This is a genomic window from Anaerozeibacter quisquiliarum, assembly GCF_051162045.1.
In the GTDB taxonomy this organism is placed as follows: domain Bacteria; phylum Bacillota; class Clostridia; order Christensenellales; family Aristaeellaceae; genus Anaerozeibacter; species Anaerozeibacter quisquiliarum.
This window is the reverse complement of sequence record NZ_JBISDI010000046.1, coordinates 15,667-28,337: the sequence shown is the minus strand read 5'-3', so window position 1 is coordinate 28,337 and position 12,671 is coordinate 15,667. Positions and strand designations below refer to the sequence as shown.

General features: G+C 51.0%; 9 protein-coding genes. All 9 read right to left on the bottom strand.

Going from position 1 to position 12,671, the window contains the following annotated elements:
• Positions 1 to 845, bottom strand: an 845-nt coding sequence (locus ACH6CV_RS15990) for an AAA family ATPase (RefSeq protein ID WP_456359218.1), incomplete at its 3' end; no start/stop codon positions are given.
• On the bottom strand, positions 835 to 2,157 hold the full coding sequence (locus ACH6CV_RS15985; RefSeq protein WP_456359217.1) for a DUF2130 domain-containing protein: 1,323 nt from the start codon (positions 2,155 to 2,157) through the stop codon (positions 835 to 837). The genes ACH6CV_RS15985 and ACH6CV_RS15990, both read right to left, overlap by 11 nt.
• 47 nt (positions 2,158 to 2,204) lie before the next feature.
• Positions 2,205 to 5,228, bottom strand: a complete 3,024-nt coding sequence (locus ACH6CV_RS15980) for a type III restriction-modification system endonuclease (RefSeq protein WP_456359216.1) — start codon at positions 5,226 to 5,228, stop codon at positions 2,205 to 2,207.
• A 49-nt stretch (positions 5,229 to 5,277) separates the two neighbouring features.
• The gene (locus ACH6CV_RS15975; RefSeq protein ID WP_456359215.1) at positions 5,278 to 7,125 is read right to left on the bottom strand and encodes a site-specific DNA-methyltransferase; all 1,848 of its coding nucleotides are present in this window, start codon (positions 7,123 to 7,125) and stop codon (positions 5,278 to 5,280) included.
• Positions 7,126 to 7,902 carry a hypothetical protein gene (locus ACH6CV_RS15970; protein ID WP_456359214.1) on the bottom strand — a complete coding sequence of 259 codons (777 nt, stop codon included), beginning with the start codon at positions 7,900 to 7,902 and terminating at the stop codon, positions 7,126 to 7,128.
• Entirely contained in the window at positions 7,899 to 8,510 is a 612-nt protein-coding gene (locus tag ACH6CV_RS15965) for a DUF4391 domain-containing protein (RefSeq protein WP_456359213.1), read from the bottom strand. Before ACH6CV_RS15965 ends, ACH6CV_RS15970 begins: the two co-directional genes overlap by 4 nt.
• A 4-nt stretch (positions 8,511 to 8,514) precedes the next feature.
• Positions 8,515 to 11,748, bottom strand: coding sequence for a helicase-related protein (locus ACH6CV_RS15960; protein WP_456359212.1), 3,234 nt, complete (start codon positions 11,746 to 11,748; stop codon positions 8,515 to 8,517).
• Positions 11,749 to 11,776: 28 nt separating this feature from the next.
• A complete protein-coding gene (locus tag ACH6CV_RS15955) occupies positions 11,777 to 11,980 on the bottom strand; it encodes a helix-turn-helix domain-containing protein (RefSeq protein ID WP_456359211.1) in 204 nt (67 codons plus the stop codon).
• 84 nt (positions 11,981 to 12,064) lie between these two features.
• Positions 12,065 to 12,661 carry a hypothetical protein gene (locus ACH6CV_RS15950; RefSeq protein ID WP_456359210.1) on the bottom strand — a complete coding sequence of 199 codons (597 nt, stop codon included), beginning with the start codon at positions 12,659 to 12,661 and terminating at the stop codon, positions 12,065 to 12,067.
• Positions 12,662 to 12,671 lie beyond the last annotated feature (10 nt).

The following is a 12,671-nucleotide window of genomic DNA, read 5'->3' as shown; positions in this document are numbered from 1 at the left end:
GCTTGGTATTGGTCGTCAAAACAAGCGGCAAGTTGCTCCTCAAAGTCGTCGGGAAGCTCTTGCTGGCAGTAAGGACATCTGCCATCGGTGTCGGCGAAATGCTCATGGCCTTGGCGAACCCAGTCCGTGGCGTTCAGGGCTTTGATAAATCCGGCAAACGGCGTATCGCCACTATTGGTTATTGGCTTGGCGAGAAGATCATTTCCGTTGGAGCCTTGAAGCTTCGTGACTCTGCCCAGCGGTTGGAACTTCTCGTATATACGGGCGTTCGGGTCAAACGCCGTTTCATAAAGGGTTCGCAGTTCGCCGACATCGTGATGGGTCGGGTTGCTTACCTGCAGGACCTTTTCGGCAAACTTCGCCTTTGTCTTAAATCCCACAATGGCGGCATCAAACCCGTCACGGAGGGCTTTGCCCTTAGTCCAACAGGTATCTTGGAAGCTGGCAAGGAGTCTGTCGCGCTCGGCTTCCTTGCGTTCCTTTGCCGTGTTGTTTTCGCCGTTCTGCCGCTCTTGGTCGGCGCGCTGGGCAGACTTCTCGGCGACATCATTTTGAATTTTGATGTTTTGCTCGCCGACTGTGAATACACCCTTCAGCTTGCCATAGTCCTGAAAATTGGCGGCAACGAACGCCTGATTATAAACCAAGACGCTGTAGTCAGCGGCAGATTTACCGGCCTGCCAAGAGAGGCCGTTCCCAGCGAGAATTTCGGTCGATATTGTTGTTTTGCCCGTGCCGTTATTCCCGTAAAAGAAGTTAATAAACGTTGGGTCGATGGCCACATTGTGGAATGTGGCGGCATTGAGGGTAATGTGCTCAATCGCAGAAGACATTTTAGAACTCATCTTCACCGACTCCTGTCTGCTTTGGCGGGGCTATGCCGCGAGGCTTCACCGCCCTTAATTCTTCTTCATCATCTGCGAGGGTTGGTAGTGCGATTATTTCCTTGCCGGCTATACCCTGGAGGTCGCCGCTCATTCCGTAAAGACTGCTCGTGACCTTTTGAAGAATTTTTTCCTGCGCCGCCCAGCGTTTTTGGGCCTGCTTCTTCTCGGTATCGAGCTGCTTTGCCATCTCATCATAGGACTCAAGGATGTAACGGATTCGGTTGCTGAACTCGCCGCCTGTCAGGTAGTTGTATATCAGTTCGACCTTTACATCCTTGCCTTCGGCAGCGCGGTTTGCAGCGAAGACCTTGACGATTGCTTCCCGCAGCAACGTGGCAAGCATAACTACGTAGCGCGGTTTCACAAGCCAAACGTTCTCTGCAAGCTGCTTGAAATCGTCTCCACCGCCGTCGGTAGGATTGAAGACAATAACTCCGATTTGGGCTTTCTCCACCGCGAGCTCGTCTTTCAATTTGCCGAGCCAGCTTGCCTGATAAGTCTTGGCGTTTTTGCATTCCCAAAGTATCAAGCCACAGTTCATATAAAGCCGCTCGTTGACTACTTGGCGAATGTCTGAGCCGCGTTCGCCCTTCTTAACCTCCTCGACAGTATCAAACGGGAAACCGCTTCGGAGCGCTTCTTCGATATCCAGCTCGAGGATTTCGCCCTGCAACTGCTGTGACCCTTGCTCCGCTACTTGCTTTGCCGTTGTTAATTGTTCACGCAGGCGGTTGATCGTTTCCTCCTGTTCGCGGATTTTCGTGTTGAAGGCCTCGGAGGCTTTCTGAGCGGCTTCGGCGCGGATACCCTTCTCCTTTTCGAGCAGTTCTTTACGGGCGGCAAGTTCGGCATCCTCACGCGCTTTGTTCGCCTTGGAGAGTTCTTCAAGCAAATCTGATAACTGCTTGCGGAGGTGCTTCTCACTTTCCTTTGAAGCGGCGGCTTCGCGACGCAGGCGCTCGGTTTCGAGCTCCGTGGTCTGCTTTGCTTTTTCCACCTCCAGCTCGGTGGATTGGCGGGCTTTGTCCAATTCAAGTTTTGCCGCCTGCCTTTCCTTTTCAAGGCGGAGGTCGGCTTCCTGCCGTGCTGCCGCCACCGCATCTTGCACCGCTTGTTTCAGTCGTTCGGCAGATTGCTCATCGTATTCTTTTCGGAGCGTCTCAGACTGCTCCGTCTTTGCCCGAAGCAGCTCGTCCTCTATCTGATGCTGTATTGCATCGGAGATTTCAAAAGGCCTCTTGCAATGCGGGCAGATAATGGTTGTGTTCATATCTTCACTCCCTCGTAAGCAGCATTAACCTGATACTGGCATCGCGTTTATTTTTGAACCAACTCCCAAAGCCTGTCGTAGCTGTCAACCACGTCGTAGACCACGTTGTCGGAGCTGATGGCGCGGAAATGCTCGCGGGCGCAGTGGGCTTTTGCGGCCTCAATTTTTCGAAGTTCAAATGTAGACATATCCCCCTTTGTCTCAGCGACGAAGTAAACGTGCTTTACCGTGCCCTCATAGAAGGCAATCGCCCAGTCAGGGTTGTACTTGCCCACAGGGGTGCTGATATAAAACCCGCGCGGCAGTTTGACGTAGACCTCTACATCGCCACTGTGAGACTCCAATTCAGCGGCAAAGTCGCGCTCATTTGTGGAATCGTAAATGACATAGTCGTACAGATGCCGCTTGGCCTCCATGGCGTTCACGCCGAGGCTGCCCTTCTTAAGGTCGGGCTCAGTGAAGATTTCAGTTCCGAACACGGACGACAGCTTGTCGTAGGTGATATGCTCGATGATCGCGGTCGCTTTCTGCTCGTTGATTATATTGGCGGCACGGATGATGAACTCCTCGGGGTTATTGCCAAATTGGTCAAACACGCCTTTCTCAAGCCCGCGGAGAATTGCCGCCACGGCCTTGCGGGTCAAGCCTGTTTCCGCGACAATTTTCCCGATGAGGTCATACCGCACAGACGAACTCGCCTTCATTGCCATGTGCGCCGCCGCTTCCTCGCGGAGCAAGCCTTTGCGGACAAAGGCTTCCCCAGACTGCAACTGCTCCTTGGATTCAATATCCGTCACCTGTTCACCTATTTCGACTTTGAAGTATATCTTGGATACACGCAGGCGAGCGTTCAGTTCGGCGATCGATTTGCCGACCAGCTCATCCTCATCGAAGTTTACGACATAATAGCTCTTGCTGTTTATACGTGACCATAGTTCCTGGAACGCCTTGCTGTCGAGTTTGCCTTTATCCAGTGTAACCTCGACCGTGTTCTTGCGGGCATCATCAGGCCTGTTCGCTTTCGGATCGTAGACGGAATCGAGCACGGCGATTACATCGTCGAGGCGGCCTTTGGCTTCTTCCGGTGCCTCAAGCGTGCCGTTCTTTTTGGCCTCATAATATTTCTCTGTCAGTTCCCCGCGTTTCACATAGCCATTTTCAATGAGGCTCTCATAGATGGCGAGGGAAGTATCTTCGTCAAACTTCTCATGAAATAGCTTTGCCTCGACTTTGCGCGGGCGATCGGCGACAGCTTCGGCGATTTCGCTTTGCAGCCCCCTGGCGAAGCTGTCATAGCTTTCGTTGGCGATAACCGTCAATACGTTCACGCTGTGGATTTCCTCACGGCTGAGGGCGTTTTCATCCATACGCTCGCCGCTTTGGTTGACGGATAGGCGCAGCCCGCGTCCAACCTCCTGACGCTTGCGGACGTCGCTGCCGCTCTTTTTCAATGTGCAGATCTGGAACACGTTGGGGTTGTCCCATCCCTCGCGAAGAGCGGAGTGTGAGAAGATAAACCGTACAGGTTCACGGAGGTCAAGCAGCCGCTCCTTATCTTTCATAATCAGGTCATAAGCGTCCGCGTCGTCGGAGGTGCGTTCTTTCCTGTCGCCCAGTTTGCTGTCAATCATGCGGCCGCTTTTTTTATCGATGGAGAAATATCCGGCGTGGGTATGGTCGGCGGCGATGCCGTCGAGATACGCCAAGTATTCAGGCGTATCGGACAGTTTAAGCTGCATTGAACCGACGATTGCCTTGTATTCTTCCTCGAAAATCTCAGCATAAGTGCCGCCTATGGCATTGCCGGCTTCGTCATATCGCTTGTATTTTGCCACCTCGTCGATAAAGAACAGGGATAGCACCTTGATGCCTTTAGCAAACAGCTGCCGCTCGCGCTCGATATGGGAGAGGATGGTTTCACGTATTTGAATGCGCCGCAGCTGCTCTTCGTTGACCACGCCGATGACGTCGCCCGCATACAGTTTTTTTCCGTTGACAAACTCCACGGAGGAGTCTCGCCCGTCGATCCGTGAGACGATATAACCATCTTTATACCGGTCAAGTCCTTTTGAGTTATCAAACAAGTTATACCTTTCCGAGACGGTATGGACCTCCTTATGTAGACCAGATTTTCCCTTCACGTCAAACTCGATGGTCGCGGTCGGGTTTCCCTTTGAGAGGTTGATGCTCTGTACATAGACGTACCCCTCGGTAGCCGTGCTGCCAGAAACCGAGATGCCTTTGACAGCGATCTTCTTGACAAGCCTTTTGTTGTAGGCCTCCAACGCGTCAAGGCGGTAAATCATGTTGTAGACACTGTCTGCGCGGTGGGTTGCAGAGTAGCGGAGCGTGAACAGCGGCGTAAATTCCTTGAGCCGCGCCTTCGTTGCTTCACCCTCCACCGATTGCGGTTCATCGATAATCAAAATCGGGTTGGTCTTGGCCAGGATGTCGATGGGGCGGCGGGAGCGGAAGTCATCCAGTTTCATGTAGATGCGCCGGGCATCTTTGCCGCGTGCATTGAACGCCTGACTGTTAATGATCATGGCGTTGATCGCGCTGTCGGAGGCGAAGCGGTCGATCTCGGTAAGCCGTGCCGAGTTATAGATGAAATAGCGGATTTTCTTGCCGTAGTCCTCGGCAAAGTGCTCCTCGGTCATCTGGAACGATTTATACACGCCCTCACGGATGGCGACGCTTGGCACCACCACGATAAACTTGCTCCAGCCATAACGTTTGTTCAGTTCGTACATGGTTTTGATGTAGGTATAGGTTTTTCCCACGCCGGTTTCCATTTCGATGGTCAGATTATAGCGCCCTTCGAGCGCATCGGAGGGCTTGATTTGACCCTTTCGCTGAATGGCGCGGATGTGTTCCAGCACCTTGTCGTCTGTGATGGCGACGGGCGCGTTGTTAAAGCCCGTGAACTTCCGAGCCTCGTCCAGCGACACTTGCCCGCGGCCCGGATCGATCATGTATGTTGGCGTATGGAACGGCTGCCCGGCAAATACATCACAGACGGCCGATGCGGCATCCGCTTGGAATTGCTGATGTTTAAACTTCAGTTTCATTCGGGATGCCCTCCGAATTTGCGCGTTGTGGAAAGCTGTGAATAAATCATTATATCACCTTCACCCTCGTGTTCGGCGCGAGCAGCTTAAAAATCTCAAACACGTTGATCTTTTCCGGCGAACTGCTGAAGCCGCTGTCACGGAAGACGGCGCGGAGCGGCTGGCGGCGCGCGATTTCCCGGATTGCCGTCTCGCTGATTCTCTCCTCAAAACAGGCGATCAGGTCGCCGCCGTTGTAGGTATGGACAGTAAAGCCATCAATCTTCTCATGGGTATGCGGCATGGAAAGCGGCAGACCCCAGTCGAGCAGACAGCCAAACAGCAGGTCCATATCCGTGCGGTCCGGCTTGATGTTGCTCTCCAAATGCGACAGCAAATCCTGCGTGGTTTCGCCCGCAGCATAATACACGTCGCTCATATTCGTGTCGTCGAGCTTCAGAACGCGGAAGCCGATATCGAGATTTTGCGTGGTCAGCGGACTGTCCATCTTGATTTTATCTCCAGCACGTCGGATGCGCTCCTTGCCGATTTCGCAGATGTTTTTGTAGCCTGCTTTGGCGGCTTCCGAACCTTCGGCGCAAACCTCCGGCAATTGAACCATGATGAACTTACGCTTGCCGCCGTCCTCGGCGTTCAATTGCATAACGGCGTGGGCGGTCGTGGCGGAGCCGGAGAAGAAGTCGAGGACAATGTCCTCTCGTTTTTCGTCTCCATTAACAATAAATGACAAAAACCTTTTTATAAGCTCGTGCGGTTTAGGAAAATCAAATACCTCACGGCCAATAAGATTATCAATTTCTTTGGTGCCATCTTGATTGAAAATAGACGTCACTAATGATAAAGGGGTGCCTTTTCTCATACGTCCATTCTCATCACGCAGGTATTGCTTGAATCTAACGCTAAACTTGCCGTTCTTCTCATTGACAACCACATCACCATTATCATAAGCAGAATAAAGACGTTCCTTTGACCAGATCCATTGTTTATTCGGCCAAATCTGAACACCATTATGGATCAGGGGATAAACCAAGTTTGGACGGTCATCCTTACTGAGTGTAGCTAATGGTTGGGTAATGTAACCTCCTCTTGACGGGAATTTCTCATCACGCAGATTGTATTTTTGCTGTTCTTCCTCTGACAAATCGGTATCAATTCTATCTGGATAGTGTTTTCCGTAGCATAAAATGTACTCATGTAGTGACGCTACGCCGCGAGTAAAGGCTCCAGGACCATACTTATTCTTCCACACAAAGGTTGAAATATGGTTCTCAATGCCAAAGACTTCATCGCATATCTTTTTAAGATTATAAAGTTCAATATCATTTATACTGATAAAAATTAAACCATCATCCCGAAGCATGTTCCTCGCCAGTACCAGCCGCGGATAGATCATACTGCACCAGTCGGAGTGGAAGCGCCCGTTTTTCTCGGTGTTGCGGAACAGGCGGTCACCATCCTCATCGTAAACGCCCGATTCTTCGTCGTATTCCTCGCGGCTCTGGGCAAAGTCGTCACGGTAGATGAAGTCTGACCCCGTGTTATAAGGCGGGTCAATATATATCATTTTGACCTTGCTGAGATAGCTCTCCTGCAAAAGCTTCAACACGTCAAGGTTGTCGCCCTCGATGTAGAGATTCTCTGTGGTATCCCAATCCCTGCTCTCCTCAACGCAGGGCCGAAGCGTCTTGCGAATAGGGCGTCCTGCCTCCGCAATGGCGGCTCGCTTGCCCACCCACGTAAACTCATAGGCTTCGTCGCCAAACACTTCGTCGCCCAGCATGGAGCGCAGCAGGTCAAAATTCACCTTGCCCTCCACAACCACACCAGGGAAAAGTTCCGCCAGCTTATGTAAGTTCTCAGCGGTTAGGTTCGGGGTTTCAAATTTCAGTTTATCCATCTAGAGTTCCTCCGGAATTTCAATGGTTTTCCCATTATTAGTTTCAAAACGAGCAATTGAATGGTTTTGAATGCGCATGCTTAAAAACCATTTCCCTGTTGGCGAACAGCCGACAGAAGTACTAGAAAGTGCAGTGACAATCATATCAAACTCTTGGGCGTAGGCCTTGCTAAGTCGGTTTTCTAATATAAATCGAAAGCGAATATTTTGACCGCACATCCCTTTGAAGAAATCGCTTGGGGCGTAAAAGACAACATTGCCCGTATTCCCTCCGTTAATAGCTATTTTCAAATTACCTTGATTGCCAGCCGAATTTCTCCATTCCGCTCCATCTTTCGATTTAGCACCAGAATACTCAGCAGTGATAAAGGAGTTTGTAGTATTGGCCAACGCCATTTCAATACAGAGTATATGCTGACTTAAATCCGCATTTGGTGCCACTGAAATATAAAGCCGATCGGGATTATTCAACAATTCACTTTCAATCTTTGCGTATGCCTTAAAATCAGTAACCATAATAAACGGGCGCAATTCTAGTTTATAGCGCGCCTCTTCAAGCTTCAATAATCTATTGTTTGTTTCATTGGCGTTGTTTGTTTGCCAATAAGCAACATATCCTAACACCATTGTCCCGACAAAGGTTATCAAATCGCCTGCTTCCCAAACATGCTCTAGCCACGGATATGGCGCTGTGATTCTGAATAGAGTATGCACAATTATCAATAGTAACGCACAAAGGGAAAACCACGTCTGCCCTTTTAAGCGCTTGTCCCTCATGTCAATTCCTCCAACTCTGCCCGCAGCCTTTTAAGTTCACCGTTCAGTTCCACCTGCCTGTTGAACTGCTTCTCCCGCAGGATTTTCTTTTCCAATGCGGCAATCTTACGTTCAAGTTTCTGGTGTTTCCTGTCACGGTCGACGGCCTCCGCGATATCACCGTCTTTTCCAAGCCGCCCTCCGGCAATCTGCCGCGCCAAATCTTCGTAAGCGGCATCCAGATTCAGGCCATCAAAGCGCAGCTTGAGCTCGTCCAGGGGCATCCACTCGGAGCTATAAAAGACGCCGGACGCCTCTATCCACGCCTGCGCTTCGTTACCGAAAGTGAGAACGAACAAGATTTTGTAAGGAATCGCCTTCGCAATGGCGGAGAGGACGCGCTTGTCCAGGCTGCGCTGACGCAGTTCTACCTCGAATACCTGTAATTCGCAGACTGTCTCGCCGGCGCTCACGCCCACTGTGCTGTCCGCGAGCTTGTTTCGCCAGTGAACCGCTTCGATCTGATCCTTTATCAGATCGCGCAACCGGGGCGTAAGCGTCGCGTTGGCGTAAAGCTTCTCCTTTGGCACACGGCGGTTCACCTCGGTCGAACGGGGCAATCCCAGCATAATGTCACCTCACAACAAGGAAGCAGATCAACTCGAAATCGTCGAGCCCGCTGATTTTGGTATTCAGCGCAGACGTGCCGCCCGGGCTGAACAAACTGTCAATATCGCTTTGCGCCTTTACTGCTATGATTGAATTAATTGCATCCGATAGCAGGGCGGAAACGCTCCGCATATCGCGCCCATCCTTCGTTTCAGCGTTGAACGCCCGGCACGCGTCCATCACAGGGGTTTTCTTGCCCTTGCAAAGGGCGCGTGTCTTATCAAGCAGTTCCTTGGGCGAGAGATGGTCGCAGACCACTTCGCCATCCGTCCCGATATAAACCATATAGAATGGATGCAGGCGGTTCTGCTTGTCGATGTTCACGCTGTTGTTGCGGTTTTTCAGCACGAACACCACGCCCGGCGGACAGTCCTCCGATGCGGGTACAACTGCGTGTAGCCCGAACGGAACGCCATCCATATCGCCGTTTTGCTTTACATATTCCAGCAGGTCAAGCCGGAACTCGTTCAGGCCCAAATCCATAATGGAGATGCCCGACTGCATATCTTCAATGTCCACGACTTCCTCTTGCAGCCGTTTTAGTTGTGCCTTGCGGTAATCGAGGTCGCCTTGCTCTTCGGGGTCGATGGGATTGTCGTCACCCGTGGCGGTCATTACGGAAATACGCATACGGGTTTCCACGCGCCCTTTCAAGGAAAGGTACTCGTCCAAATTCACGTCCGGCCAGAAGTTCACAAGCTGAATCACGGCGTTGCGGCTGCCGATACGGTCAATACGCCCGAACCGCTGGATGATCCGCACAGGATTCCAATGAATGTCATAATTGACGCAGTAGTCGCAATCCTGCAGGTTCTGACCTTCCGAGATGCAGTCCGTGGCGATCAGCACGGAGATGTCGTTTGGATTGTTTGGCATCAGCAAGTCTTTATCCTTGGAAATAGGCGAGAAAAGGGTCAAAACATCGTTCATCGACGCACGCTGCCCCTTGATCGTCGTCTTGCCATCCACGCTGCCGGTAATCATCGCAGTATCAAGCCCAAAATTTGATTTCACGAATGCACTTACATGCTTGTAAAGATACTCCACCGTATCTGAAAACGCCGAAAAAATAAGTATTTTTCGGTTGCCGGGATTGATCGGGTTTTTCAGCTTATCCTCAATCAAGCCATAAAGCGTTTGCAGTTTGGTGTCGTGTTCGGGCGTGATATCATCTATCATCATTTTCAGCAGCGCAAGCGTTTCTGCGTCCTCAGAGAGCCTGTCCCGCCACGTCTTATAGTCCATATCGGCAAGGTCAATCCGGATGCTGTGTTCGGCGGCGAAGTAGTCTGTGTTGCGGTCGTCGTCGTCAAAGTCCACATCATCATCCGACAGTTCACGCCCATTGATGACCGAGCTGCCTCCACTGACGTATGCGTCGATTTCTGCGATGGTATCATCAATCAGCTTCTTGACGCGCCCCACAGTGAGCCGGAAGGATTCGACGGAGCTTTCGAGCCGTTTCAAAAGGTTTATGCTCATCAAACGGCGTATGCCCATTTCACGCCCGGCACGATTGATGTTCCGCGACATGTCCACATACTTTTGGAGCATGCTGGGGAAGATGAAATCGGTGGGAATGTAGATCGAGAGGTTTAGCAGCATCAGCTGATCGTAAATCTCGGTATAGTTAATCGCGCTCCTTAGATCTGTCAGCCGAGGGCGCTTGGATATGGGTTTCAACCGTTCGGGGAACGAGCCGATTTCGCCCATATTGTAGTACTTTTGAATGTGTTTGCGAGACCGAGCAATCGTCACACTGTCCAGCACCTCAAAGAAGTCAAAGTCCAAAGATTTCAAAAGCGAGTCCGTGGTCCGCTCGCGCTCATCCAGCCTGTTCCACGAATTGAACGCCTTCTGAGCGCTGCGGAATATTTCATCTATGGTGCGCCGCGTGCCGAGTTTTTCGTTGATAAGGCTCGGGTCGCCCTCGTAGGCGAGTTCAAGCTGATGCCGTAAATCGGTGAAGCGGTTGTTGACCGGAGTCGCCGAAAGCATCAACACCTTCGTTTTAACACCGGTGCGGATGACGCGGTTCATCAAACGAAGGTATCGATTTTCGCGGCGATCTTCGCCATAGACCTCGCCGCCGTTTCTGAAATTGTGGGATTCGTCAATGACCACAAGGTCATAGTTGCCCCAGTTGAGCCTGTCCAGATCAAGCCCATTGGACTTGCCATGTTCCCTTGAAAGATCGGTGTGGTACAGCACGTCGTACCGCAAGCGGTCGGCCGCTATGGGGTTGTTGGTGTAATTATCCCTGAAGGTATTCCAGTTGTCCGACAGCTTCTTTGGGCATAGGACAAGCACGGAGCGGTTCCGGTTCGCGTAGTACTTGATCACAGCGAGGGCCGTAAACGTCTTGCCCAATCCCACACTGTCCGCAAGGATACATCCGTTGAAGGATTCAAGCTTGTTGATGATCGCCAGTACTGCGTCCTTCTGGAATGTATAGAGCATACCCCAAATCTTGCTCTCTTTGAAGCCGGTCGCCTCGTTCGGCAGGACGTCCTCGGAGATATCCTCCAAGAACTCGCTGAAGATGTTGTATATCGCCACAAAGTAAATAAACTCCGCCGCGTTTTCGTTATAGGCGACGGTGATGCCGTCGATGACCTGCTCGGTCACGTCCTGCATCAAGCTCTTGTCGTTCCAAATCTGGTCAAACATGCGGATGTATTCGCCGGAAAGCGGTGCAAACATCTTATTGACCGGATTAATGATGTTGTTGCCGCGCTCGCAGCCAATATCGGAAGTGGTGAAACCATGGAGCGGCATATAGGTAACGGTTTCCGTTCCGGCCACATTCATAAAGCCGCTGATGTTACCACCGGTGAGGTTCGAACGGAATTGTACTTTCTTTCGAATCCAATCAGCACACTCCCGGGCAATGGCCTTCTGCGTCAGTTCGTTGCGGAGTTTTACCTCGAATTCCGTGCCGTAGAGGGATCGTTCGCGGCCAAGGCGCGGAATATAGAACTCCCGTTTTTCTTTAGGAGCCTTCTCCTGAAGAAATGTTGGAGAAGTAAAGATGAAGCGCAATTCAGCAATGCCGTCAAGCTGCTTTCTGAGAGCCTGATATGCATATATGGAGAAACACGCCGCCGCTATTGACAGCTTGTCGCCTTTGGCTATGGTTGCCGCCAAGTCGTCTTTGACGGTTTTACTCACATTGTCGAGCATCTCGGGCATTTGCATGTTGTTGGCTCCTTAGATTTTCAATGAATCATTTGTCATCCATTTTTCCTGCTCGTATCCATTCATCTACTTCCGAGATTTTAAATTTGTATCGCTTTCCGACCCGGTAAAACGGAAGCTTGCTCTCTTTGACCCACGTCCGCACGGTGTCTTCGCTCATGCTGAGGTGGACTGCGATATCTTCAAGATTTACCCACTTCTCGGGTGCGATGTTTTCAGGTTCATTGCTCATTTCGGAACCCTCCGTTTCATTTCACATTGACAATTTTAGCACATTTTGGACAGGAATACAGTAGTTAATTGGGGATGATGGGGTTTACGTCGGCGCAAGGACGCTTATTCCCGCTGCTCTCAACTCTTCAATCAAGTTCAACTGCTTGATTGCCCAGTGGGTTCGGTCCAATTCATTGAACGCGGACGAGCCTTGAATGCCTATCTTGAAAGAGATCTCGTTCAGGCGTTGCTGTGGAATAGGCCACAGAGCCTGGAAGTGAATCTTGATACCGTTATCCTGAATCCGCACTTCGTTGACAAGCCCAAAGATAGCTTGATGGTCGTCGTCGGTTTTACCGCAATTGTGATTTTCACTTGCGAAAATGGATGGAAAGGTTTTGATTCGCGCTATTGCCTCGTCTGTTAACGCGGAAAACTGCGCTTTGTTTTCGGGCATCATACTCTCAGTCAAGGCCCTGTCTTTCGGGACGATGAAGTGTCCATCAGAGAAGGTTTCGTTTCCAATAACAAACAGATTGTAATAGTCCGTATTCAGGGTAAACGCCGTGTTTGACGTGCTGCGTTTGGTTGAGACCTGCTGAGGCAGAACCACATAGGGGACACCGATGTTCCCCGACATATTCTGAATCTGGATTATGGTCTGATTTTCCACATTTGCGTAATTCTCAATGTTCCCCATATCTCTATCC